At 70.5% G+C, this 25057-nt stretch carries 22 protein-coding genes; 3 read left to right on the top strand and 19 right to left on the bottom strand.

Going from position 1 to position 25057, the window contains the following annotated elements; all coding sequences use genetic code 11:
• Positions 1–14: 14 nt before the first annotated feature.
• The 9 genes from aroC to rpsD all read right to left on the bottom strand — a co-directional run bounded on the left by aroC (position 15) and on the right by rpsD (position 9342).
• Positions 15–1199, bottom strand: coding sequence for a chorismate synthase (aroC, locus tag QFZ82_RS31975; protein WP_307716442.1), 1185 nt, complete (start codon positions 1197–1199; stop codon positions 15–17).
• Between the two features lie 174 nt (positions 1200–1373).
• The gene (locus QFZ82_RS31970; protein ID WP_307716441.1) at positions 1374–1709 is read right to left on the bottom strand and encodes a hypothetical protein; all 336 of its coding nucleotides are present in this window, start codon (positions 1707–1709) and stop codon (positions 1374–1376) included.
• A gap of 51 nt (positions 1710–1760) precedes the next feature.
• Positions 1761–2597: a shikimate dehydrogenase gene (locus QFZ82_RS31965; protein WP_307716440.1), complete on the bottom strand. Its 837-nt coding sequence runs from the start codon at positions 2595–2597 to the stop codon at positions 1761–1763.
• Positions 2587–4260, bottom strand: coding sequence for an endolytic transglycosylase MltG (gene mltG, locus QFZ82_RS31960; RefSeq protein WP_307716439.1), 1674 nt, complete (start codon positions 4258–4260; stop codon positions 2587–2589). The genes QFZ82_RS31965 and mltG overlap by 11 nt, the downstream gene beginning before the upstream one ends.
• Positions 4261–4361: 101 nt before the next feature.
• Positions 4362–4832, bottom strand: a complete 471-nt coding sequence (gene ruvX / locus QFZ82_RS31955; RefSeq protein ID WP_307716438.1) for a Holliday junction resolvase RuvX — start codon at positions 4830–4832, stop codon at positions 4362–4364.
• Complete coding sequence (gene alaS / locus QFZ82_RS31950; protein WP_307716437.1) at positions 4832–7501, bottom strand: alanine--tRNA ligase; 2670 nt, start codon at positions 7499–7501, stop codon at positions 4832–4834. Before alaS ends, ruvX begins: the two co-directional genes overlap by 1 nt.
• Entirely contained in the window at positions 7501–7896 is a 396-nt protein-coding gene (locus QFZ82_RS31945; protein WP_307716436.1) for a hypothetical protein, read from the bottom strand. Before QFZ82_RS31945 ends, alaS begins: the two co-directional genes overlap by 1 nt.
• A 6-nt stretch (positions 7897–7902) precedes the next feature.
• Positions 7903–8334 carry a DUF948 domain-containing protein gene (locus QFZ82_RS31940; protein WP_307717907.1) on the bottom strand — a complete coding sequence of 144 codons (432 nt, stop codon included), beginning with the start codon at positions 8332–8334 and terminating at the stop codon, positions 7903–7905.
• Between the two features lie 393 nt (positions 8335–8727).
• Positions 8728–9342 carry a 30S ribosomal protein S4 gene (gene rpsD / locus QFZ82_RS31935; protein WP_307716435.1) on the bottom strand — a complete coding sequence of 205 codons (615 nt, stop codon included), beginning with the start codon at positions 9340–9342 and terminating at the stop codon, positions 8728–8730.
• Between the two features lie 188 nt (positions 9343–9530).
• Here rpsD and QFZ82_RS31930 point away from each other — a divergent pair, with 188 nt between their 5' ends.
• A complete protein-coding gene (locus tag QFZ82_RS31930; protein WP_307716434.1) occupies positions 9531–10226 on the top strand; it encodes a DUF2470 domain-containing protein in 696 nt (231 codons plus the stop codon).
• Between the two features lie 15 nt (positions 10227–10241).
• Here QFZ82_RS31930 and QFZ82_RS31925 read toward each other — a convergent pair whose 3' ends face one another.
• The 4 genes from QFZ82_RS31925 to QFZ82_RS31910 form a co-directional block, all read right to left on the bottom strand.
• Positions 10242–11597, bottom strand: a complete 1356-nt coding sequence (locus tag QFZ82_RS31925; protein WP_307716433.1) for a replication-associated recombination protein A — start codon at positions 11595–11597, stop codon at positions 10242–10244.
• Positions 11598–11641: 44 nt separating this feature from the next.
• Positions 11642–12274, bottom strand: coding sequence for a vitamin K epoxide reductase family protein (locus QFZ82_RS31920; protein WP_307716432.1), 633 nt, complete (start codon positions 12272–12274; stop codon positions 11642–11644).
• A gap of 171 nt (positions 12275–12445) precedes the next feature.
• On the bottom strand, positions 12446–13708 hold the full coding sequence (gene hisS, locus QFZ82_RS31915; protein ID WP_307716431.1) for a histidine--tRNA ligase: 1263 nt from the start codon (positions 13706–13708) through the stop codon (positions 12446–12448).
• 11 nt (positions 13709–13719) lie between these two features.
• Entirely contained in the window at positions 13720–14430 is a 711-nt protein-coding gene (locus QFZ82_RS31910; protein ID WP_307716430.1) for an MBL fold metallo-hydrolase, read from the bottom strand.
• A gap of 217 nt (positions 14431–14647) precedes the next feature.
• On the opposite strand from QFZ82_RS31910, the gene QFZ82_RS31905 reads away from it, so the two are divergent.
• Both QFZ82_RS31905 and QFZ82_RS31900 read left to right on the top strand, forming a co-directional pair.
• Complete coding sequence (locus tag QFZ82_RS31905; RefSeq protein ID WP_307716429.1) at positions 14648–15436, top strand: peptidylprolyl isomerase; 789 nt, start codon at positions 14648–14650, stop codon at positions 15434–15436.
• A gap of 175 nt (positions 15437–15611) precedes the next feature.
• On the top strand, positions 15612–16841 hold the full coding sequence (locus tag QFZ82_RS31900; protein ID WP_307716428.1) for a DUF349 domain-containing protein: 1230 nt from the start codon (positions 15612–15614) through the stop codon (positions 16839–16841).
• A gap of 190 nt (positions 16842–17031) precedes the next feature.
• On the opposite strand, the gene QFZ82_RS31895 is transcribed toward QFZ82_RS31900, so the two are convergent.
• From QFZ82_RS31895 to ruvB, 6 genes are all read right to left on the bottom strand, one after another.
• Positions 17032–19392 (bottom strand): bifunctional (p)ppGpp synthetase/guanosine-3',5'-bis(diphosphate) 3'-pyrophosphohydrolase, encoded by a 2361-nt coding sequence (locus QFZ82_RS31895; protein ID WP_373429455.1) that lies wholly within the window; start codon positions 19390–19392, stop codon positions 17032–17034.
• A gap of 333 nt (positions 19393–19725) precedes the next feature.
• Positions 19726–20271: an adenine phosphoribosyltransferase gene (locus tag QFZ82_RS31890; RefSeq protein ID WP_307716426.1), complete on the bottom strand. Its 546-nt coding sequence runs from the start codon at positions 20269–20271 to the stop codon at positions 19726–19728.
• Positions 20268–21380: a protein translocase subunit SecF gene (gene secF, locus QFZ82_RS31885; protein ID WP_307716425.1), complete on the bottom strand. Its 1113-nt coding sequence runs from the start codon at positions 21378–21380 to the stop codon at positions 20268–20270. Before secF ends, QFZ82_RS31890 begins: the two co-directional genes overlap by 4 nt.
• A gap of 1 nt (position 21381) precedes the next feature.
• The gene (secD, locus tag QFZ82_RS31880; RefSeq protein ID WP_307716424.1) at positions 21382–23154 is read right to left on the bottom strand and encodes a protein translocase subunit SecD; all 1773 of its coding nucleotides are present in this window, start codon (positions 23152–23154) and stop codon (positions 21382–21384) included.
• A 147-nt stretch (positions 23155–23301) separates the two neighbouring features.
• Positions 23302–23781, bottom strand: coding sequence for a preprotein translocase subunit YajC (gene yajC, locus QFZ82_RS31875; RefSeq protein ID WP_307716423.1), 480 nt, complete (start codon positions 23779–23781; stop codon positions 23302–23304).
• A 164-nt stretch (positions 23782–23945) separates the two neighbouring features.
• Entirely contained in the window at positions 23946–25010 is a 1065-nt protein-coding gene (gene ruvB, locus QFZ82_RS31870) for a Holliday junction branch migration DNA helicase RuvB (protein WP_307716422.1), read from the bottom strand.
• Positions 25011–25057: the final 47 nt, after the last annotated feature.

Genomic DNA, 25057 nt, shown 5'->3' with positions numbered 1-25057 from the left:
GATCAGTGGGGCGCTCACCGGATGTGGAGGTTGTCGAGGTACGACTGCACGTTGCGGCGGGTCTCGCCGACGCTGTCGCCGCCGAACTTCTCGGCGACGGCGTCCGCGAGGACCAGCGCGACCATGGCCTCGGCGACGATGCCGGCGGCGGGCACGGCGCACACGTCGGACCGCTGGTGGTGCGCGGCGGCCGGCTCGCCCGTGGTGACGTCCACCGTCCTGAGGGCGCGCGGCACGGTCGCGATCGGCTTCATCGCGGCCCGGACGCGCAGCAGCTCGCCGGTCGACATGCCGCCCTCCGTGCCGCCGGAACGGCCGGAGCTGCGGCGGATGCCGTCCTCGCCGGGCACGATCTCGTCGTGCGCCTGGGAGCCGGGCACCCGGGCGAGCTCGAAGCCGTCGCCGACCTCGACGCCCTTGATGGCCTGGATGCCCATGAGCGCGGCGGCGAGCCGGGCGTCGAGGCGGCGGTCCCAGTGGACGTGCGAGCCGAGCCCGACGGGCACGCCGTACGCGAGGACCTCGACGACGCCACCGAGGGTGTCGCCGTCCTTGTGGGCCTGGTCGATCTCCGCGACCATCGCCTTGCTCGCGTCGGCGTCCAGGCAGCGGACGGGGTCGGCGTCCAGGCGCTCCTCGTCGGCGGGCACCGGGACGACGCCGTACGGCGCCTTGGCCGAGGCGAGCTCGACGACGTGGGAGACGATCTCGATGCCCGTCGTCTCCTTGAGGTACGAACGGGCCACCGCGCCGAGCGCGACGCGCGCCGCGGTCTCACGGGCGCTCGCCCGCTCCAGGATCGGCCGGGCCTCCTCCAGCGCGTACTTCTGCATGCCGGCGAGGTCGGCGTGGCCGGGGCGGGGACGGGTCAGCGGCGCGTTGCGCGCCAGCTGGGCGAGCTCGTCGGGGTCGACGGGGTCGGCCGCCATGACCTTCTCCCACTTCGGCCACTCGGTGTTGCCGACCATGACCGCCACCGGGGAGCCCATGGTGAGACCGTGCCGGACGCCGCCGAGGAAGGTCACCTCGTCGCGCTCGAACTTCATCCGGGCACCGCGCCCATAGCCGAGGCGCCGCCTGGCGAGGTGGTCCGCCACCATCTCGGTGGTGATCGGCACACCGGCGGGAAGACCCTCCAGCGTCGCCACCAGTGCGGGTCCGTGCGACTCGCCCGCGGTCAGCCAACGCAACCTGCTCAACGGTGCTCCTCATGCTCGCGCGTGGAACTGCGACGGCGCGGCCTGGGGAAACCTCCCGGCAGGGGCCGGGGAGGCGCGGCCCTGGCCCGCCTCCCTCGATCCTCCCACGTCCGCGTCCGGCTCCCGGCCACCGGTCCACCTGGCGGACGCCCGTGGACAGCCGGCAGCGGGTCGTCAGTCGCCGTCGCGGCGCTGCTGCGGCGCGTACGACCCGAGGTAGTCCGCGCCGCTGGGCTGCTGCGGAGGTGCCTGCGGGGCCTGCTGCGCCGGGGCGTACTGACCGAGGTGGTCCGCGCCGCTGCCCTGGCTGCCGGGGGCCGTGGGTACGGGCTGCGGGTTGCGCGCCGCACGGCGCCGCGCGATCTTGCTGCGGACCGAGGACACCCAGGCGAGGACGACCAGCAGGATGATCAGGCACAGAATCGGGATCTGCAGCCAGTCGGGCAGGAACTGGACGATGCCTTCGAAGATGTTCCTGGCGATCGACGCCTGCGGCTGACCGGTTTCCATGGCCGGGCTCCCCCTGTGCTGTTGACGTGCTCCTGATCGAACGCGCAGATACTAGCGGGCTCCGAGCGCGCGTTCACCAGCGATACGCATCGCCCGCAGCGGCGCAGGCGAGCGGCCCGTCATCTGCTCGACCTGGAGCACCGCCTGGTGCACCAGAAGGTCGAGGCCGCCGACCACCGCGCCTCCCCTGCCGGACCACGCGGCCGCGAGCGCCGTGGGCCACGGCTCGTACAGCACGTCGAACAGCGTGCCCGGCCGCTCCGGCACCTCGGCCGCGAGGGCGTCGGTCGTGCCGGCGGGGGTCGTGGCGATGACCAGCGGAGCGCTCAGCGCCTCGGCGGCGGCGGACCAGTCGGCGACGCGGACGTCGACGCCGAGCCGCTCGCCCCAGCCGCGCATCTCGTCGGCACGGGCCGTGCTGCGCACGTACGCCGTGACCGGCCCGGCACAGATCTGCGCGAGCGCGGCGAGCGCGGAGGAGGCGGTGGCGCCGGCGCCGAGGACGGCGGCGGACTCGACCTTCTCCACACCGCGTTCCCCCAGTGCGGCGACCATTCCGGGGATGTCGGTGTTGTCGCCGAGGCGACGGCCGTCGCCGGTGAACACGACCGTGTTGACGGCCTCCACCGAGGCGGCGGTGTCGCTGACGCCGTCGAGCAGCGGGATGATCGCCCGCTTCAGCGGCATGGTCAGCGACAGACCCGCCCAGGAGGCGTCCAGCCCCTCCACGAACGCCGGCAGCGCCGCCTCGTCGACCTCGAACCGGTCGTAGGACCAGTCGTCGAGGCCGAGTTCGGCGTAGGCGGCGCGGTGCAGCACCGGGGACAGGGAGTGCGCGATGGGCGACCCGAGGACGGCCGCCCGGCGAGCCCCGGGCCTAGCTGTCATTGAACTTGTCCTTCAGCTTCAGGAAGTCGTCGTGCGTCTTGGCGAACTCCGTCTTGCTCATGCCGTCCGTGGCGACGAAGTACATCCAGCCGTCACTCGTCGGGTTGAGGGCGGCCGCGATCGCCTCGTTGCCCGGGTTGCTGATCGGCCCGGGCGTCAGGCCCTTCTGGGTGTACGTGTTGTAAGGGTCCTGGTTACTGTTGATCTCGTCCTCAGAGATGTCAATCTTGCTCTGACCCTTGAGGTAATTGAACGCCGAGTCGAACTGCAGCAGTTGGTTCGTCTCGGTGTTGGTCGGCTTGAGGCGGTTGTAGACGACCTCGGACATCTTGCGGAAGTCGTCGTGCGTCTTGCCCTCGACCTGGACCAGGCTGGCGAGCGTGAGCAGTTCCCAGGGGTTCTTGAGACCGAGGCCCTTGGCCTTCGCCTCCAGGCCGGCCTTCTCGTACTCCTGGTTGGCACGGGCGACCATCTTCTTGAGGACCGCCTCCGGCTTGGCGCCCTTGGCGACCGGATAGCTGGCCGGGAAGAGGAAGCCTTCGAGCGGGTCCTTGACGTCCGGGTGGTTCCTGGCCCAGTCCGGGAGGCCCAGGTTATCGGCCTCCTTCTCGGCGATGTCCTGCGTGGTGCCCGGCTTCAGTTCGAGGCGCTTGTCTATGTCCGCGTAGACCTGGACGTTGCGCCTGCCCTCGGCAATGATCAGGTTGTTGCGGCTGGCGGGGCTCAGCATGAGCTCCACGGCGCTCGCCGCCGACATCTCCTTCTTCAGGACGTACACGCCGTCCTGGATCGTGTTGCCCTTCGGGTTCTTCTCCTGGGCGGAGACGAAGGCGTCCACGCTCTTGACGACGCCGGACTCCTTGAGGATCTTGCCGATCTCGTAGCCGCCGGCGCCCTTCGGGATCTCCACCTGGACCGATCCGCTGCCGTCGCCCGCATAGTCCTCGGCCGCGCCGAACTGGTCCTGCCAGAACTGGTATCCGAGGTAGCCGACGCCGCCGAGGCCGCCGACGAGGACCGCCGCGACCACCAGGCAGGCCAGGCCGTTGCGGCTCTTCTTCTTGCCCTTGCCGCGCCGGTCGCGGCCCCCGCCGCGCGGCTCCTCGTCGCGTCCGTCGTCGCCGTCGTCACCGCGCCCGTCGTCACCGGTGAAGAAGGGGTGGGTCTCCTCCTGCGCCACCTCGTTGTCCCAGTCGGTGGCCGGTTCGGGCTCCGGCTGCCGGCGGCCGGGGGGCTGCGGCGGGGGATACGCCTCGGACCTGCCGTAGTAGTCGGCCTCCTGGGCACGGCCGTAGCCGGCGGGATGGCCCCCGTGGCCGCCCGCCTGATCGGCGCCGTAGGGCATGGCCGTCTGCTGCCCGGTGTCCCAGCCGCCGTCGTACGGCTGCTGGTAGGGGTCGTGCGCCTGCTGATGCTGGTACGCGTCGTGCTGCTGCTGGTACGCGTCGTGCTGCGTGCCGTACTGCTGCTGGTATGTGTCCTGCTGCCTGCCGTACTGCTGCTGGTACGTGTCCTGCTGCGCCTGGGGGTACTGCTGCTGCGTCTGGCCGCCGTACGGAGCGTGGCCGGCCGCGGCCGCCTGGCCTCCCCATTCCTGGTCCCCGTACAAGGGGTCCTCGGGATGCCACGGTTCGGAGCCGGGGCCCCGGCCATACTCAGTCATCGATCCCCTAGGGCCGCGAGACGGCGCGACACGATCCGCCTCTCTTGGGTGCGGCGGCTGTTCGAACACGCCGCATCGCGCGGAACGTTACCGTATCGCGATCAGACAACCACTTCGATGCCCTCTCCCGGAGCAATGCCGGACACCCGTTCGGACTCCAGAGCGTTCTGGAGGATCACCACAGCGGCAGCCTGGTCGATGACGGACCTGCCCTTTTTGGACTTCACACCCGAAGCGCGCAGGCCCTGGGTGGCCGTCACTGTGGTCATCCTCTCGTCCACCAGTCGTACTGGGACCGGCTTGATGCCCTGGGCGAGTGTCTGTGCGAAGCTGCGGACCTTCTTCGCCGCCGGTCCCTCACCGCCGCTGAGCGAGCGGGGCAGGCCGACGACGACCTCGATCGGCTCGTACTCCTCCACGAGTTGACGCAGCCGCCGGTGGGCGGCCGGGATGTCGCGTCCCGGCACGGTCTCCACCGGCGTGGCGAGGAGCCCGTCGGGGTCGCACGAGGCGACCCCGATCCGGGCGTCCCCGACGTCGATCGCGAGACGACGTCCTCTGCGCATGGTCATCAGGCCGTCTCGGCGACGAGACGCTCGACGGCGGCGACGGCGTCGCCGATGGCGTCCGGGTTCTGGCCGCCGCCCTGGGCGACGTCCGGCTTGCCGCCTCCGCCGCCGCCCAGCGTCTTGGCGGCCGTGCGGACCAGGTCGCCGGCCTTGAGGCCGCGCTCGCGGGCGGCCTCGTTGGTGGCGATGACGGTGAGCGGACGGCCGTTGGCCGTGGTGAACACGGCGACGACGGCCGGGCGGTCACCGGGGATGCGGCCGCGGACGTCGAGGACCAGCTTGCGCAGGTCGTCGGCGGAGGTGCCGTCGGGGACCGTGCCGGTCACCAGGGCGACGCCGCGGACGTCCTTGGCGCCCTCGGCGAGACCGGCGGCGGCGCCGAGCACCTTCTCCGCACGGAACTTCTCGATCTCCTTCTCGGCGTCCTTCAGCTTGCCGAGCATGGAGGCGATCTTCTCCGGCAGCTCCTCGGAGCGGCCCTTGACGAGCTCCTGGAGCTGGGCGACGACCGTGTGCTCCTTGGCGAGGAAGTTGTACGCGTCCACACCGACGAGGGCCTCGACACGGCGCACACCGGAGCCGATGGAGGACTCGCCGAGCAGCTTCACCAGGCCCAGCTGGGCGGTGTTGTGGACGTGCGTACCGCCGCACAGCTCCTTGGAGAAGTCGCCGATGGTCACGACGCGAACGCGCTCGCCGTACTTCTCGCCGAACTCGGCGATGGCCCCCTGCTTCTTGGCCTCGTCGATGCTCATGACCTCGGCGTGCACGTCGAGCTCGCGGGCGAGGACCTCGTTGATCTTCTGCTCGACGTCGGTGAGCACCGTGCCGGGGACGGCGTTCGGCGAGCCGAAGTCGAAGCGGAAGCGGCCCGGGGAGTTCTCCGAGCCGGCCTGGGCGGCCGTCGGGCCGAGGGCGTCGCGCAGGGCCTGGTGGGTCAGGTGCGTGGCGCTGTGGGCGCGGGCGATGGCCCGGCGGCGGCGTACGTCGATGGCGGCGTGGGCCGAGGCGCCGACGGTGACCTCGCCGACCTGGACGACACCCTTGTGGACGCTGACGCCCGGGACGGGCTGCTGGACGTCGCGGACCTCGATGACGGCGCCCGTGTCGATCCTGATCCGGCCCTGGTCGGCGAGCTGGCCACCGCCCTCGGCGTAGAAGGGGGTGCGGTCGAGGACGACCTCGACCTCGTCGCCCTCGGAGGCGGCCGGCGAGGAGACGCCGTCGACGAGCAGACCGACGACGGTCGACTCGCCCTCGGTGGAGCTGTAGCCGGTGAACTCGGTGGTTCCGGAGTTGTCGGCGACCTGGCGGTAGGCGGACAGGTCGGCGTGGCCGGACTTCTTGGCCTTGGCATCGGCCTTGGCCCGGTCCCGCTGCTCCTTCATCAGACGGCGGAAGCCGTCCTCGTCCACGCTCAGGCCCTGCTCGGCGGCCATCTCGAGGGTGAGGTCGATGGGGAAGCCCCACGTGTCGTGGAGCAGGAACGCCTTGTCGCCGGGGAGCACGGTGCCGCCGGCGGCCTTGGTCTCCGTGACGGCGGTGTCGAGGATGTTGGTGCCACCCTTGAGGGCCTTGAGGAAGGCGGCCTCCTCGGCGATGGCGACCGTCTCGATGCGCTTGCGGTCGGTGATCAGCTCCGGGTACTGCTGCCCCATCGTCTCGATGACGACGTCGACCAGGTCCTTGACGACCGGGCCGGTGGCGCCCATCAGCCGCATGTTGCGGATGGCGCGGCGCATGATGCGGCGCAGCACGTAGCCGCGGCCCTCGTTGCCGGGGGTGACACCGTCGCCGATGAGCATCGTGGACGTACGGATGTGGTCGGCGACCACGCGCAGGGAGACGTCGGAGCCGTGGTCGGCGCCGTAGCGGACGCCGGTCAGCTCGGTGGCCCTGTCCATGACGACGCGCAGGGTGTCGGTCTCGTACATGTTCTGCACGTCCTGCAGGATCATGGCGAGACGCTCGAGGCCGAGGCCGGTGTCGATGTTCTTCGACGGCAGGTCGCCGAGGATCGGGAAGTCCTCCTTGCCCTCGCCGGCGCCGCGCTCGTACTGCATGAAGACCAGGTTCCAGATCTCCACGTAGCGCTCGTCGTTGACGGCCGGGCCGCCCTCCTCGCCGAACTCCGGACCGCGGTCGTAGTTGATCTCGGAGCACGGTCCGCAGGGGCCGGGGACGCCCATGGACCAGAAGTTGTCCTTCTTGCCGAGGCGCTGGATGCGCTCGGCGGGCACGCCGATGACATCGCGCCAGATCTGCTCGGCCTCGTCGTCGTCCAGGTAGACCGTGATCCAGAGCCTCGAAGGCTCCAGGCCGTAACCGCCCTTGTCCTGGGGGCTGGTGAGCAGCTCCCAGGCGAGCTTGATGGCGCCTTCCTTGAAGTAGTCGCCGAAGGAGAAGTTGCCGCACATCTGGAAGAACGTGCCGTGCCGGGTCGTCTTGCCGACCTCTTCGATGTCCGGCGTGCGCACGCACTTCTGCACGCTGGTGACACGGGGAGCGGGCGGCTTGACCTCGCCGAGGAAGTACGGCTTGAAGGGGACCATGCCCGCGGGGACCAGCAGCAGAGTCGGGTCGTCCGCGATGAGCGACGCCGAAGGGACGACGGTGTGCCCGCGCTCCTCGAAGAAGCTCAGCCAGCGGCGGCGGATTTCAGCCGACTCCATCAGTGGTCCTCATTCCGGTTGTACGAAGTCTCGGGGCCCGAGGCTTCGGTGGTGTCCTTGTTCGTGCGGTACGAGTCTTTGGTCCTGCTGTGCAGGTACGTGATCGGTGCCGGCCGGTCGGGCTCGATCGCGGCCCGGCGCCCGGCTGCGGGGAGTTCACCGCCGGGTGCCGCGTTCAGTCCCAGGACCTCGCCCAGTTCGGCCTCGCGCTGGAGCATCTGCGCGCGGATGTCGACGGCGATGTCCTTGAGGCGGTGGCCCGCGTCGATCGCCTTGTCGGCCGCCTGGGCGGCGAGGCTCTCGGGGGTCAGCTGCTTGAGCTTGCGGTTGACCTTGGTGGTGGCCCAGACGCCGGCCGCGGCGCCCGCGGTGAACCAGAACGTGCGGCGGAACATGGCGCCTCAGCCCTTCCGCTTCTTGCGTCGTGCGGGCGGCACGGACCGGCCGACGATCACGGTGCGCCTCGTCTCCGGTGCCGGGGCGTCGTCGCCTCTGCGGCTGAGCGCCTGCCGTACGCCGTACCCGAAGGCGGCGACCTTGACGAGCGGTCCGCCGAACGTCGACGCGACGGTCGTGGAGAGCGCCGAGGCGTTGGAGGTGACCTCCTGGACGTCGCTCGCGATGGCGTCCACCCGGTCGAGCTGGGTCTGCGCGGCGCGCACGGTCGCGGAGGCGTCCGCCAGCAGGGGCACCGCCTGTTCGGTCACGTCCGCCACGAGTCTGGTGGTCGCTCTGAGCGTCTGCGCCAGCCTCACCAGCACCACGGCCAGGAAGGAGACCAAGATCGCCCAGAAGACGGCCACCAGAATCCCGGCAACCTCTCCACCGGTCACTGCGCACCGCTCTCTGCTGTCGTCTGGCACCTGAAAAGTCGTATCCCGACCCTATCGCGCCCCGGGTGGCACCCCATACCGCATTAGCGGTCGGCAAGGGGCGGCCATGAGGATCCGATTGTACGGAGCGCTTACGGCTCAGTGCGCTGCGTGCCCCATGCGACGATCCTCTCGCCCCGGCTCCTCCCCCGGCGACCGGATGCCCCCTCGGAGCGGTCTGCCCGCAGTCGGCCGACGCAAGGACGTGCGGCCGTTCCCGGTGCGGCAGCGCGATGCGGCCCGCGGCCCCGCACACGCGAAAGCCCGCCGGCTCCCCCACCGGAAACGGCGGGGAAGCGGCGGGCTGAGGCGCGGGGAGCTACTCCGCCGGCTGCCGCTGGGAGGACCCCAGGATCAGCGGGCGTAGTACTCGACGACCAGCTGCTCGTCGCAGATGACCGGGACCTCCTTGCGCTGCGGGTCACGGTCCAGGCGGAACGCCAGGGCCTTCAGGTTGACCTGCAGGTAGCGCGGGGTCTCACCGTCGGCGGCGAAGCCACCCTCGCGAGCGACCTGGAACAGGGCCTTGTCGCGGGAGCGCTCGCGGACCATCACGACGTCGTCGGGACGGACACGGAAGGACGGCTTGTCGACCTTGCCGCCGTTGACCTCGATGTGGCCGTGGACGACCATCTGACGGGCCTGGTAGATGGTGCGGGCGATGCCCGAACGCAGGACCAGGGCGTCGAGGCGGCGCTCGAGCTCGATGACGAGCGCGTCACCGGTCTTGCCCTCGGCCTTCTTGGCGCGGTCGTAGGCGCGCGCCATCTGGCGCTCGCTGATGTCGTACTGGGCGCGCAAACGCTGCTTCTCGAGCAGACGGACCTTGTAGTCCGAGTTCTGCTTGCGGCCACGGCCGTGCTCGCCCGGCGGGTAGGGGCGGGCCTCGAAGTACTTGACGGCCTTCGGCGTCAGCGCGATACCGAGCGCACGGGACTTCTTGACCTTGGGACGCGACTGGTTAGGCACGTTCTCCAGACCTCCGTTGTAGGTTAGGTTAGGCTCACCTTACTCAAGGAGATCGCATGTCTCGCCCTGGGAACACCAAGCGCATCACGGACAGCACGAAGAACGCCGACGCTTCGTCGAGCGTCGAGGTGACGGAGGTCCGATCAGCTCATGGTCAGCCGCGTCCCAGCGGGCTTGAAATCACTCGGATGCCGTCAGCAGCCGAGCGCACACGAACTCTCGTACAGAGTACATGCTCGGCGGTGCTGCTCGTTCCCGGAGTGGAGGGGGCCCGGCCCGACCAGCTGAGCCCGCAGGCCAGGACGTTCGGCTCGGACGGGGAGGTGTTCCTCCTCTTCCCGGCGGACTCCCCCGTCGTCCGGGCCGCGACCCACGCGCAGGACGACGAGCTCTCGGCCGTGCTGGAGATCATCGACGTCGCGCCGGTCGCCGTGCCCAACCGTATCCGCGGCCGCGCCTTGGTCTCCGGCTGGCTGACCTGCGCGCCCGGCCTGGCGGCCGAGCCCGGCGCCATGATGCTGCGCCTGGAGGTGGGCGAGGCGAGCGTCGACGACCTGTGGGGCGCGTCCGCCGTCGAGGCGGAGGAGCTGGCGCAGGCGTCCGCCGACCCGCTCGTGGCCCACGAGACCGAACTGCTCCAGCATCTGCACGCCGCGCACTTCGACCAGGTGCAGGCGCTCGCGGAACTGCTCGGCGAGCGCGGCACGGACACGACGGGCCCAGGACGGCAGGCGGTGCCGCTGGCCATGGACCGCTTCGGACTGCGCGTGCGGTTCACGGGGGAGCAGCCGTTCGACGCCCGCTTCGACTTCCCGGAGCCCGTGCGGGACATCACCGCACTGCGGCGCGCGATGCACACGCTCTTCGGGGCCGCCGCGCACTGACAGGCACGGTGCGGGCTACTTCGCGTCCCCGCGCAGCCGCTCGCGCACCTTCTCCACCACGTCCGCGTACCGCGCCTCGGCTCCGTAACGCGTGGGCTCGTAGTACCGGCGGCCGTGGACCGCGTCCGGCGCGTACTGCTGGGCGGCGATGCCTCCGGCGACGTCGTGCGGATAGACATAGCCCTGGGCGTGGCCGAGCTTCTGGGCTCCCTTGTAGTGGCCGTCGCGCAGGTGCGGCGGGACGGGGCCGGCGAGGCCGTCGCGGATGTCCTGCCGGGCGGCCTGGATGGCGAGCGTGGCGGCGTTCGACTTCGGGGCGAGTGCCAGGGCGATCGTCGCGTGGCTGAGGGTGAGAGCGGCCTCGGGGAAGCCGATCATGGCGACGGCCTGGGCGGCCGCCACGGCGGTCGGCAGAGCCGTGGGGTCGGCGAGACCGATGTCCTCGCTGGCCGAGATCATCAGCCGGCGGGCGATGAACCGGGGGTCCTCCCCCGCCTCGATCATGCGGGCCAGATAGTGCAGCGCGGCGTCCACGTCCGAACCGCGGATCGACTTGATCAGCGCGCTGGCGACGTCGTAGTGCTGGTCCCCGTCGCGGTCGTACTTCACGGCGGCGCGGTCGACGGTCTCCTCGACGGTCTCGAGGGTGATCTCCTCCTCGCCCTTGTCGATGGCCGCGCCGGCCGCCGCCTCCAGGGCGGTCAGGGCCCGCCGGGCGTCGCCTCCCGCGATGCGCAGCAGGTGCGCCCTCGCGTCCTCCTGGAGGGTGAGCGCGCCGCCGAGCCCGCGCTCCTCGGTGAGCGCGCGCTCCAGCAGGGCGGCGATGTCGTCGTCGGTGAGCGGCTCCAGGGTGAGCAGCAGGGAGCGGGAGAGCAGCGGGGAGATCACGGAGAAGTACGGGTTCTCCGTGGTGGCCGCGATCAGGGTGACCCAGCGGTTCTCCACGGCGGGGAGCAGGGAGTCCTGCTGGGCCTTGGAGAAGCGGTGGATCTCGTCGAGGAAGAGGACGGTCTCCTTGCCGAAGCCGCCCGCGGCCCGGCGGGCGCCGTCGATGACCGCCCGGACCTCCTTGACGCCCGCGGTGATGGCGGACAGCTCGACGAAGCGCTTGTTGGTCGCCTTGGAGACGACGTACGCGAGGGTGGTCTTGCCGGTGCCGGGCGGTCCCCAGAGGATCACGGAGGAGGCGCCCGCCGGGCCGGAGCCGCCCTCGCCGACGAGCCTGCGCAGCGGTGATCCGGGCTTCAGAAGATGCTGCTGGCCGACCACCTCGTCCAGGGTGCGCGGGCGCATCCGGACCGCCAGGGGGCTGCTGGTCGGGTCCTTCTCCTGGCGTTCTTCGGCTGCGGCGGTAAACAGGTCGGGCTCCACGTTGTGAAGCCTATGTCAGAGCACTGACACCGCCGGTTGGCCGGTCAGCCGGTCCAGAAGTCCCACCAGCGGGTCAGCACCAGCATCCCGATGATGCCGATGTGCAGCACCGGCAGCACCCACGTGAACTCGCCGAAGAAACTCCGCAGTCCGGCCGGCACGGGCAGCAGCCCGTTCCGCACGTTGTGCGAGGTCACGTACCAGAACATGACGATCGTGGCGACCCACGCCAGGCAGCACCACAGGCACAGCGCGTTGATCTCGTACAGCGACTGCTGCATCAGCCACGTGCAGAACCCGACCCCGAACAGCGTCCCCGCGTTCAGCCCCAGCCAGTACCAGCGGCGGTAGCGGGCCCCCGCCAGCAGGGCCATGCCGATCGCGATCACCATGGCGTACGTGACCAGACCGAGCATCGGGTTCGGGAACCCGAACACCGCCGCCTGCTCGCTCTTCATGATGTTCCCGCACGACACCACCGGATTCAGACTGCACCCCGGCGTGAACCCCGGGTCCTCCAGCAGCTTGAACTTGTCGATCGTGATCACCCATGCCGCCAGCAGCCCCGCAGCACCCGTGATCACCAGCATCCACGCGAACCCACGCCCCGCACCGACACGCCCGCGCTCGTCGTCCCCCGTCCCGGAGGACACGCCGTCAACCGCTGCAGTCGTCATATCGCCGTTCCATCGTTCGCCGGTCTGCTGGGCACCGCCATTCTGCCGCACCGCGCCCGGTTCTCTCCGTTCGCTCCGGATAAGGAACGCCCCCGGGCGATGGTCCCGGACCGGCACAACGGCGAAGGGGCCCACGGCAGTTGACGCCCCGGGCCCCTTCGCGTCGCGCGGTCAGCCGAGCTCGGCGCGCAGCCTGGCGACCACGCCGTCCAGCGCGACGGGCTGCTGTTCGCCGGACTCCATGTCCTTGAGCTGGACCACGCCCTCGGAGAGATCGCGCTCGCCCGCGACGAGGGCGTACCGGGCGCCGGAACGGTTGGCGTTCTTCATGGCGCCCTTGAGGCCCTTGCCGCCGTAGCTGAAGTCGGCGGCGACGCCGGCCTTGCGCAGCTCGGTCACCACGCCGAACAGCACACGGCGAGCCTCCTCGCCGAGCGGGACCGCGTAGACACTGGTGGCCTCGGGCAGGTCGAGTTCGACGCCCTCGGCCTCCAGTGCGAGGACCGTGCGGTCGACGCCGAGCGCCCAGCCGACGGACGGCAGCGCCGGGCCGCCGATCATCTCGGACAGGCCGTCGTATCGGCCGCCGCCGCCCACCGCGGACTGCGAGCCGAGACCGTCGTGGACGAACTCGAACGTGGTGCGCGTGTAGTAGTCGAGCCCGCGCACCAGCTTCTCGTCGTCCTCGAAGGCGACACCGGCCGCCGTCAGCAGCGCCCGCACCTCCTCGTGGTACGCCTTGCACGCGTCGCACAGGTAGTCGCGCAGCAGCGGCGCGCCCACCAGCTGCTTCTGCACGTCGGCGCGCTTGTCGTCGAGGACCCGCAGCGGGTTGATCTCCACCCGGCGGCGGGTGTCCTCGTCGAGGTCGAGGTCGCGCAGGAAGCCCTGGAGCGCCTCGCGGTACACGGGGCGGCACTCCTTGTCGCCCAGCGAGTTCAGCAGGATGCGGAAGTCGCGCAGACCGAGCGAGCGGTAGGCCTGGTCGGCCAGGATGACCAGCTCGGCGTCCAGCGCCGGGTCCTCCGCTCCGATCGCCTCGGCGCCGACCTGCGAGAAGTGCCTGTAGCGGCCCTTCTGCGGCTTCTCGTAGCGGTAGTACGAGCCCGAGTACCAGAGCTTCACGGGCAGGTTGCCGGCCTTGTGGAGGTTCGCCTCCAGGGCCGCGCGCAGCACGGAAGCGGTGCCTTCCGGGCGCAGGGCGAGCCGGTCGCCGCCCTTGGTCTCGAAGGCGTACATCTCCTTGGTGACGATGTCGGTGGACTCGCCGACACCGCGCGCGAACAGCTCCACGTTCTCGAAGCCGGGCGTCTCGATGTAGCCGTAGCCGGAGTTCTTCAGCGGGGCGGAGATCGCGTCGCGCACCGCGAGGTACTTCGCGGAGTCCGGCGGGATCAGGTCGTACGTGCCTTTGGGGGCCTGGAAAACACTCACGGAAGGTCTCGTCACATTCCTCGTCGGGGAGCGGGCTGTGTGCTCCCGAGGCCGGCCGCCACCTCGCGCAGATACGGGTTGGTGGCGCGCTCACGGCCGATGGTCGTCTGGGGACCGTGGCCGGACAGCACCACGGTCGAGTCGTCGAGCGGCAGGCACACCCGGGCCAGCGACTCGAGCATCTCGTCCATGTCGCCGCCGGGCAGGTCCGTGCGTCCGATGGAGCCGGCGAACAGCAGGTCGCCCGAGAAGAAGACGGACGGAACGTCCGCGGACTCGGGCATCCGGAAGGTCACCGACCCCTTGGTATGGCCCGGTGCGTGCGAGACGGAGAAGTCGAGGCCGGCGAGGCTGAGCGCGGCGCCGTCGGTCAGCTCCTTGACGTCGTCGGGCTCCCCGACGGTCAGCTCGCCCATGAGCGGCATGCCGATGGAGCGGCCGAGGGCCTTCTCGGGGTCGCTCATCATGTAGCGGTCGGCCGGGTGGATCCAGGCCGGCACGTCATGGGCGCCGCAGACGGGTACGACGGAGGCGACATGGTCGAGGTGGCCGTGCGTGAGCACGACGGCGACGGGCTTGAGCCGATGCTTCCTGAGCGTCTCCTCGACCCCCTGGGCGGCCTGGTGGCCCGGGTCGATGATCACGCACTCCTCGCCGGCGGCGGGGGCGACCAGGTAACAGTTGGTCCCCCAGGCCCCGGCGGGGAACCCGGCAATAAGCACGATCGTCCTCAGTTCGGTCGTCGAGAGGCATGCGGCGGATCGACGGGCGGCACTGCCGCGTCGATCACAGCAGTTCAGAGCCTACCGGCGCTGCTCACCACACAGCCAACCCGTATACGGTACGGGGCGAAGCCCGGCGGTCGGCACCACGCCACGTACACGGCACCTCGACGGACACGACGTTTTCGACGTTCTCGACCTACAAGGAGAAGACCCGGTGGTCAGCAGCGATCAGCGGCGGCGGCAGCTCGCCAGGGAGAAGTTCGAGCGCCAGCAGCAGCGTCGGGAGCAGGCGCGGAAGAAGGCGAAGCAGCGCAACGCGATCATCGCGGCCGCCCTGGCCGTCGTGGTCGCCGCCGGCGGCGCCGTCTACGCGGGGGCGGCCCTGAGCGACGGCGACAAGAACGACAGCGCCTCGTCGGACGCCTCGCCCAGCGCGACCCCGTCGCCGTCCGAGAGCAGCTCGCCCGAGCCCGCCATGTCGATCGACAAGAAGGCGAAGTACACCTTCGCCCTCAAGACGAACGAGGGCGACATCGCGATCGCGATGGACGCGGCGAAGACCCCGCGCACGGTCAACTCGTTCAAGTCGCTGGCGGACAAGGGCTATTTCAACGGCACCAAGTGTCACCGCCTCACTACGCAGGGCATCTTCGTCCTGCAGTGCGGCGACCCGAAGGGCGACGGCACCGGCGGTCCCGGCTACACGATCCCGGACGAGAACCTCACGGCGCTCGGCAAGGCGGGCGCCGACGGCACCGTGACGTACCCGGCGGGCACGGTCGCGATGGCGAACACCGGTCAGCCGAACTCGGGCGGCAGCCAGTTCTTCCTCGTGTACAAGGACAGCAAACTGCCGCCCACGTACACGCCGTTCGGCACGATGGACGACAAGAGCCTGAAGGCCGTACAGGCCGTGGGCAAGGCCGGTGTCGCGGGCGGTGCGAGCGACGGTGCGCCCAAGAAGGCCGTCAGCATCGAGAAGGCCACCGTCCCCAAGGTGTGAGCCGGGGAATTTCGGCCGCGCTGAGTGCGGACAGCCAGGCGGCCGGTCGCCTAGATTGGCGTTGTGCAGCGCGGGCCGGCTTCGCGTTGCTCAGGACGGGCGAGGCCCGTCCCAGGAAACTGTGGACGATGCCCGGGGACGAACTCCCTCGCGGGCATCAGGTTGAGGAGGCGCTGTGAGCAGCGACCCGTGGGGCCGCGTCGACGAGACGGGCACCGTGTACGTGCGTACTGCCGAGGGCGAGAAGGTCGTCGGATCGTGGCAGGCGGGCTCTCCCGAGGAGGCGCTGGCCTACTTCGAGCGCAAGTACGAGGGCCTGGTGGTCGAGATCGGCCTCCTCGAGCGGCGGGTGAAGACCACCGATCTGTCGACCAAGGACGCCATGGCGGCGATCGACCACCTGCGTCAGCAGGTGGACGAGCACCACGCCGTGGGGGACCTCGACGCCCTGCGCGTGCGTCTCGACGCACTCGTGGCGACGGTCGACAAGCGCCGCGAGGAGCGCAAGGCGCAGCGCGCGAAGCAGAGCGACGAGGCGCGCCAGGCCAAGGAGGCGCTGGTCACCGAGGCCGAGCAGCTGGCGCAGAGCGACCAGTGGCGGGCCGCGGGCGAGCGGCTGCGGGCACTCGTGGACACCTGGAAGGGCCTGCCCCGGCTCGACCGGAAGTCCGACGACGAGCTGTGGCACCGCTTCTCGCACGCCCGCTCGGCGTTCTCCAAGCGCCGCAAGGCGCACTTCGCGTCGCTGGACGCGCAGCGCGAGGATGCCCGTCAGACCAAGGAACGGCTGGTGGCCGAGGCCGAGGCCCTGTCCGGATCGACGGACTGGGGCCCCACCGCCGCCCGCTACCGCGACCTGATGGCGCAATGGAAGGCGGCGGGCCGTGCCCAGCGCGAGGCCGAGGACGACCTGTGGAACCGCTTCCGCGGTGCGCAGGACGTCTTCTTCGCCGCGCGCAGCGGTGTGTTCGCCGAGCGCGACGCCGAGCAGGCGGAGAACCTCAAGCTCAAGGAGGAGCTCGCGGCCGAGGCCGAGAAGCTGGTGCCGGTGACGGACCTCAAGGCCGCCCGCGCCGCCTTCCGGTCCATCAACGAGCGCTGGGAGGCCATCGGCCACGTGCCGCGCGACGCCCGGCCGAAGGTCGAGGGCCGGATGCACGCGGTGGAGCGGGCCCTGCAGGAGTCCGAGGAGAACGAGTGGCGCCGGACGAACCCGGAGGCGCGTGCGCGTGCCGCGGGTCTGACCGGCCAGCTGCAGGCGGCCGTGGACAAGCTGCGTGAGCAGATCGACACGGCGCGTGCGGCGGGCAACAACGCCAAGGCGGACAAGCTCGCCAAGGAGCTCGAGGGCCGTCAGGCGCTGCTGGACCAGGCGCTGAAGGGCCTGGAGGAGTTCGGCGGCTGACGCGCCGGCTTTGGGCTGACGAGGAGGGCCCCGGTACGCGATGCGTACCGGGGCCCTCCCGTACATCCGGCGCTTTCCGGCGGAGCCGTGCCCCTGCGCGGCAGCCGACGAGCCCGTGGGCCGACGGCTCAGCCGCGCAGGGCGAGCCGTCTCGGGGCTGTCGGCGGACCGCCGACGCGGACGCGGCCCGTCAGGGCCGACGCGCGGAGGTGACGCGGTAGACGTCGTAGACGCCCTCCACGCTGCGGACCGCCTTCAGCACGTGGCCGAGGTGCTTGGGGTCGCCCATCTCGAAGGTGAAGCGCGAGGTGGCCACCCGGTCGCGGGAGGTCTGCACGGCCGCCGACAGGATGTTGACGTGCTGGTCGGACAGGACGCGGGTCACGTCCGACAGCAGCCGGGAGCGGTCCAGCGCCTCGACCTGGATGGCGACGAGGAAGACCGACGACTGGGTGGGCGCCCACTCGACGTCGAGGATCCGTTCGGGCTGCTGCGAGAGCGAGTCGACGTTGACGCAGTCCGCGCGGTGCACGGACACGCCGCTGCCGCGGGTCACGAAGCCGATGATCGGGTCGCCGGGGACGGGCGTACAGCAGCGGGCCAGCTTGACCCACACGTCCTCGACACCCTTGACGACCACGCCCGGGTCCGCGTTGTTGCGGCGCTTGCTGCGGCTGCGGGAGGGCGGGGTGGACTCGGCGATGTCCTCGTTGGCGGCCTCCTCGCCGCCGAGGGCCTGCACCAGCTTCTGCACGACGCCCTGCGCGGCCACATGGCCCTCGCCGATCGCCGCGTACAGCGAGGAGATGTCGGGGTAGCGCATCTCGTGTGCGAGGGTGACCAGGGAGTCGCCGGTGAGGATGCGCTGGATCGGCAGGTTCTGCTTGCGCATGGCGCGCGCGATGGCGTCCTTGCCCTGCTCGATGGCCTCGTCGCGGCGCTCCTTGGAGAACCAGGCGCGGATCTTGTTGCGGGCCCGCGGCGATTTGACGAAGCCGAGCCAGTCGCGGGAGGGGCCCGCGCCCTCGGCCTTGGAGGTGAAGACCTCCACCAGGTCGCCGTTGTCGAGGGTCGACTCCAGCGGGACGAGCCGGCCGTTGACCCGCGCGCCTATGGTGCGGTGACCGACCTCGGTGTGGACGGCGTAGGCGAAGTCGACGGGGGTGGCGCCCGCCGGGAGCGCTATGACGTCGCCCTTGGGCGTGAAGACGAAGACCTCGTTGCGGGACAGGTCGAAACGCAGGGATTCCAGGAACTCGCTGGGGTCCTCGGTCTCCTTCTGCCAGTCCAGCAGCTGCCGCAGCCAGGCCATGTCGTTGACGGTGTCCTGGCCCGCGGTGCCCTTGCCGGCCTTGGGGACGTCCGTACGGATCTTGGAGGCCCCGGCGACGGTCTCCTGCTTGTACTTCCAGTGGGCCGCGATGCCGTACTCCGCGCGGCGGTGCATGTCGAAGGTGCGGATCTGCAACTCGACGGGCTTGCCGTTGGGGCCGATGACCGTCGTGTGCAGCGACTGGTACATGTTGAACTTCGGCATCGCGATGTAGTCCTTGAACCGGCCGGGGACCGGATTCCATCGCGCGTGCACCGTGCCGAGGGCCGCGTAGCAGTCGCGGACCGTGTCGACGAGGACGCGAATGCCCACCAGGTCGTAGATCTCCGCGAAGTCACGGCCGCGGACGATCATCTTCTGGTAGACGCTGTAGTAGTGCTTGGGGCGGCCGGTGACGGTGGCCTTGATGCGCGCCGCGCGGAGATCCGCCTGGACCTCGTCGGTCACTATCGCGAGGTACTCGTCGCGCTTGGGCGCGCGCTCGGCGACGAGGCGCACGATCTCGTCGTACATCTTGGGGTAGAGGATCGCGAACGCGAGGTCCTCCAGCTCCCACTTGATGGTGTTCATGCCCAGCCGGTGCGCCAGCGGGGCGTAGATCTCCAGCGTCTCGCGGGCCTTCTTCTCCTGCTTCTCCCGCTTGAGGTAGCGCATCGTGCGCATGTTGTGCAGGCGGTCGGCGAGCTTGATGACCAGGACGCGCGGGTCCTTGGCCATGGCGACGACCATCTTGCGCACGGTCTCGGCCTGCGCGGCCTCGCCGAACTTGACCTTGTCCAGCTTGGTGACGCCGTCGACGAGCAGGGCCACGGAGTCGCCGAAGTCGCGGCGCAGCTGGTCGAGGCCGTACTCGGTGTCCTCGACGGTGTCGTGCAGCAGGCCGGCCATCAGCGTCGCCGGGTCCATGCCGAGCTCGGCGAGGATGGTGGTGACGGCGAGGGGATGCGTGATGTACGGGTCGCCGCTCTTGCGCTTCTGGCCGCGGTGCCAGCGCTCCGCGACCTGGTAGGCGCGCTCGATCTGGCGCAGCGTGGAGGTCTCGATCTTGGGGTCGTTGCTGCGCACGATCCGCAGCAGCGGCTCCAGCACCGGGTTGTACGGCGACGAGCGCTGCACGCCGAGACGGGCGAGACGGGCGCGTACCCGATTCGAGGAGCCGCCGGACCGCGACGTGGCGGGCGGCACGGGCTTGGGCGCGGAGACGGGCACCTGGCTCACGCGCTCGGGCGCGGCGGGCTGCGGCTGACGGTCCGGCTTCGGCTCCGGCTTCGGCTCGGGCGTGACGGGGGCTGCCGCGGCCTTTTCGGCCTTCTGGCCGGGCTGCGCGGCGGCGGACTGGGCCTCGTCTGGCAAGGGCACTCCTCGTGCGGTTCCGGGTCCCGGTCAGGCCCGGAAAGCCCATGGTATCGACCCGGCAGTCCAGGTGCGCACGAGGCGGTGGAGAGGCATGCGCCACAGGTGCCGCCTCGGACCACCGGGAACGGCGACGGGTGCCCCGGAACAGATCCGGGGCACCCGTCGTGTGCCGTGCGGCGGCCTCGCGGCCGGCCGTCAGAGCGTGATCAGCGCCTCCAGCGGCGCCCCGCCCAGGGCGCCGTCCAGCCGGTCACGTCCGCCGAGGAAGCCGAGCTCCATCAGGACCGCGATGCCCGCGACCTGCGCGCCCGCCCGCCGGATGAGCTCCAGCGAGGCCTCGGCGGTCCCGCCGGTGGCGAGGACGTCGTCGATGACCATGACGCGGTCTCCCGCGCTCAGGTCCTCGGCGTGCACCTCGATCTCGGCGGTGCCGTACTCCAGCTCGTACGCCTGTCCCAGCGTCGCCCCGGGCAGCTTGCCGGCCTTCCGCACCGGAATGAACCCGATGCCGGCGCGGACGGCGACCGGCGCCGCGAGGATGAAGCCGCGTGCCTCGAGGCCAACGATCTTCGTCGCGCCGTGCCGGACGCAGAGCTCGGTGAGCGCGTCCGTCAGCGCGGTGAAGGCGACCGGGTCGGCGAGCAGGGGCGTGATGTCCTTGAACACCACTCCCGGCTTCGGGTAGTCGGCGACATCGCGGATGCGGCTGAGCAGCAGCTCCCTGGTGTCGGCGGCGGTCACCGGCGCCTGCCCGAGGGACGGCCGCGCCCGCGGCCGCGCTGGCCGACGACGGCGCCGGCCGGCGCCGCGTCCTCCTGCACGTCGTCGTCGGCGTCGTCGGCGCCGTCGGTCTGCTCGGACTCCGGCGACTCGCCCTTGGCCGCGGCGGCCGCGCGCTTGGCGAGCACCCGCTTCTTCAGGGCCTTCATCTGCGGCTCGCGCTCCTTGAGGTCGGCGACCAGCGGAGTGGCGATGAAGATCGAGGAGTACGCACCGGCGGCGAGACCGACGAACAGCGACAGCGAGATGTCGTTCAGCATGCCGGCGCCGAGGACACCGCCACCGATGAACAGCAGGCCGGCGACCGGCAGCAGGGCGACGACCGTGGTGTTGATCGAACGCACCAGGGTGCTGTTGATGCTGCGGTTGGCGATCTCGCTGTAGGTCCAGCGGGTCTGCTTGGTGATGTCCTTCGACCCCTCCTTGAGGGAGTCGAAGACGACGACCGTGTCGTACAGCGAGTAACCGAGGATCGTGAGCAGACCGATCACCGTGCCCGGCGTGACCTCGAAGCCGACGAGGGCGTAGACGCCGACGGTGATGGTGATGTCGTGGATCAGCGCGACCAGGGCCGCGACCGCCATGCGCCACTCGAAGGCGATGGCCAGGTAGATCACCACGAGGATCATGAAGACGCCGAGGCCGGTCCACGCCTTGTTGGCGATCTGCTCGCCCCAGCTGGGCCCGACGAGCTCGGCGTTGATCCGCTCCGCGTCCACGTCGAGCGTCTCGGAGAGCTCGGCGGCGACCTTGTCGGCCTGCTGCGTGTCCAGCTCACTGACCTGGATGCGCATGCCGCCGGTGCCGAGCTCCTGGACGATCGCGGGGTGGCCGGAGGCCTCTTCCGCGGCTTCCTGGGCCTGGGCGACCGACACGCTGGTCTTCGGAGTGGTGAAGACGGCACCGCCCTTGAACTCGATGCCCATGTTGAGGCCCTGGACCACGACGCCGAGGATGGCCGTGATGGTGATCAGGATCGAGACGCCGTACCAGATCTTGCGCTTGCCGACGAAGTCGTAGCCGACCTCGCCCTGGTACAGCCTGGCACCGAGGTTTCCGAGTCGTGACATCTCACGCCTCCTTCGGGTCGGTGGGGGCGGAGATGCGACGGGAGCGGCGCAGCGGCGGCTTGGCGCCGAGCCGCTTCGGGTCCAGTCCGGACCACGGGTGGCCGCTCGCGAAGAACTTCTGGCGGGCGAGGATCGTCATGACCGGCTTGGTGAACAGGAAGACGACCACCACGTCGAGCAGGGTCGTCAGACCCAGCGTGAACGCGAAGCCCTGGACCTTGCCGACCGTGACGACGAAGAGCACGGCGGCGGCGAGGAACGACACGAAGTCGGAGACCAGGATCGTGCGCCGGGCACGCGGCCAGGCACGCTCCACGGCCGGACGCAGCGTGCGGCCCTCGCGGATCTCGTCCCTTATGCGTTCGAAGTAGACGATGAACGAGTCGGCGGTGATACCGATCGCGACGATGGCGCCGCAGACTGCGGGCAGGTTCAGCGCGAAGCCGATGCCCGGGCCGAGCAGAGCCATGATCGTGTACGTCAGGATCGCGGAAGCCATGAGGCTGAGGATCGCGATCAGGGCCAGGCCGCGGTAGTAGACGACCAGGTAGATCACGACGAGCGCGAGGCCGATCGCACCGGCGATCAGACCCGCCTGGAGCTGTTCACCGCCGAGGGCGGCGGTGACCGTGGTGACGCTCTGCTCCTCGAAGGACAGGGGCAGGGCGCCGTAGGACAGGATGTTGCCCAGGTTCTGGGCGGAGTCCTGGGTGAAGTTGCCGGTGATCTCGGCGCTGGCGCTCAGCGTCTGGTTCACCTGCGGGGCCGAGACCACTTCACCGTCGAGGACGATGGCGAACTGGTTCATCGGGGGCTGCTGCTGGGACAGGCGGCCGGTGATCTTCTGGAACTTCTTGGCACCGCTCTCGGTGAAGTCCATCGTGACGATCCACATGCCGCGCTGCTGGTCGAGCTGGCCCTTGGCGTCGTCGACGTCCTTGCCGTCCACCTCAGCCGGGCCGAGGATGTACTTCTCCCACTGGCCCACGCTGTTCTTGCCACAGGCGAGGGCGGTCTCGGTCGGCTTGACGCCGTCACCGAGCTTGCCGCGGGCCTTGGCGTCCGTGCAGTCCAGAGCGGTGAACTGCTTCTCCAGTGCGGCGGAGGCCGGGTCGCTGGAGGGCGTCGGCTCGGGCTTGTCCGAGGGCGCCGGGCTCTCGGACGTCTTCGGCTTGTCCGAGGCGGACGGCGTGGGGCTCGCCGCGGGGGCCTTGAGGCCCTCCGTCACGGCACGGCCCTGGGTGGTCGCACTGGCCGACGGGGAGCCGGAGGGGGCACCGGCCTTCGGCTTGTCCGTCGCCTTGTCGTCCTTGGGCTTGCCGCTGGACGACGCGCTCGGGGAGGGCTCGGGGGCTGCGGGGCCGCCGGCGGCGACGGTCAGCACGGGCCGGAAGAAGAGCTGGGCGGTGGTGCCGACCTGCTCACGGGCCTGCTCGGAATTCGTCCCCTTGGGGATGTTGACGATGATGTTCCGGTCGCCCTGGGTCTGGACCTCGGCCTCGGAGACACCCAGACCATTGACACGGCGCTCGATGATGCCGACCGCGGTGTTCATGTTGGTCTCGTTGACGGCGCTCTCTTTGCCGGGCTCGCTCTTCGCCTCGAGCGTGATGGTCGTACCGCCCGCCAGGTCGATGCCCAGACGCGGCGTGAGCTGCCCCGCCCAGAACATGCCACCCGTGAGCGCGACCATGGCGATCAGGATCAGAACCAGGGAACGCCCCGGCTTACCCTGAGCCCCCGCGGGCCTTCGGCCCCTGTTCGGTGCTGCCACCTTCTCGTTTCTCCCTGTCCAACCGCCTGCGCCGGGTGTGCGCCGAGGCGGCCACGAAGTGTTGTGGGGACCTGCCCCCGAAGGTCAGTCGGCACAACCGGGGGACCGCCCGGCGCCGGTGGGCGCCGCCGCGGTCCCCGATCGTGACTACTTCGCGTCGGCCTCGCCGTCGGTCTTGCCGTCCTTGGTGTCGGCGTCCTTCACCTCGGCGTCGTCCGCGTCCGTGTCGGCCTTCTTGCCGAGGTCGATCTTGTCGGAGTCGGTGGTCTCGTCGGCCGCGGTGTCGCCGCTCAGCGAGGACGCGTCGTCGGGGACGACGGTGGCGCTGTCGGTCTTGACATCGTCGTCACCGTGGACGATCCGGTTGTACTCGTCGTCGGCGAGGACCGCGCCGATGGCGTTCTTCGCGAACACCAGGTGCACTCCGGGGGCCGCCTCGAGGAGGACCGTGTCGTCGTTGACCTCCTTGACGGTCGCGTAGAGGCCACCGATGGTCCGCACTCCGGTGCCGGGCTGCATCTGGTCACGCATCTGCGCGGCCGCCTGCTGCTTCTTCTTGGCGGAGCGGGTCATCAGGAACATGGCCCCGATGAGCACGATGAAAGGGAGGAGGGTCAAGATATCCACGGCGGGGAATTCCTTCGCACGACCGCGCTGATGAACGGCCTGATCTACGGGGGTGGGCATGCCGACCCGGAAGGTCGGCATCGGCGGAGTCTAAGCGAGTCCGCATCACTGGAACAACGCCCAGCATCCCACCGTGGTTCCGCAGGGGACGACTCCCCTCGCCGTCACGCCCCGAACAGCCCCTGTTGTCCACTTGTGCCCTGCTGAGGCGGCACGAGCCCGAGGTGCGCCCAGGCCGCGGGCGTGGCCACCCGGCCCCGGGGGGTCCGGGCCAGCAGACCCTCGCGTACGAGGAAGGGCTCGGCCACCTCCTCGACCGTCTCGCGCTCCTCCCCCACCGCGACCGCGAGCGTGGACAGACCGACCGGGCCGCCCCCGAACAGCTTGAGCAGCGCCTGCAGCACCGCCCGGTCCAGCCGGTCCAGGCCGCGGCTGTCGACCTCGTACACGCCGAGGGCGGCCGCGGCCACCTCCCGGGTGATGAGGCCGTCCGCCTTGACCTGGGCGTAGTCCCGGACGCGGCGCAGCAGACGGTTGGCGATACGCGGCGTGCCGCGTGAGCGGCCGGCGATCTCGGCGGCGCCCTCCGCCTCGATGTCGAGGTCGAGAAGCTGTGCCGAACGGTGGATGACGCGCTCCAGTTCGACGGGCTCGTAGAACTCCATGTGCGCGGTGAAGCCGAAGCGGTCGCGCAGGGGTGGCGGCAGCAGACCGGCCCTGGTCGTGGCGCCGACGAGGGTGAACGGAGGCAGCTCCAGGGGGATGGCGGTGGCCCCCGGGCCCTTGCCGACGATCACGTCGACGCGGAAGTCCTCCATCGCCATGTAGAGCATCTCCTCGGCCGGCCGGGACATGCGGTGGATCTCGTCGAGGAAGAGGACCTCTCCCTCCTGGAGCGAGGAGAGGATGGCGGCGAGGTCGCCCGCGTGCTGGATGGCGGGGCCCGAGGTGATGCGGATCGGGGCGTTCATCTCCGCGGCGATGATCATCGACAGGGTGGTCTTGCCGAGGCCGGGTGCACCGGAGAGCAGGACGTGGTCGGCGGTGGCGCCGCGGGCGAGGGCCGCCTTGAGCACGAGGTCGAGCTGCTCGCGGACGCGCTCCTGGCCGACGAACTCGGCCAGCGACTTGGGTCGCAGGGCCGCCTCGACAGCCTGGTCCTCGCCGTCGGCGGCGCCGCCGACCAGCCGCGGTTCCGTCTCGGCGGTGGTCTCGTCGTCCCAGTTCACGTGGTGTCTGCCTTCTCGGTTCGTACGGTTGCGTGCGGGCGGGGGCG

The organism is Streptomyces sp. V4I23 (assembly GCF_030817975.1).
Taxonomy (GTDB): domain Bacteria; phylum Actinomycetota; class Actinomycetes; order Streptomycetales; family Streptomycetaceae; genus Streptomyces.
Note: the sequence above shows the minus strand (reverse complement) of the source record. Positions and strands in the feature narration are given on the sequence as shown.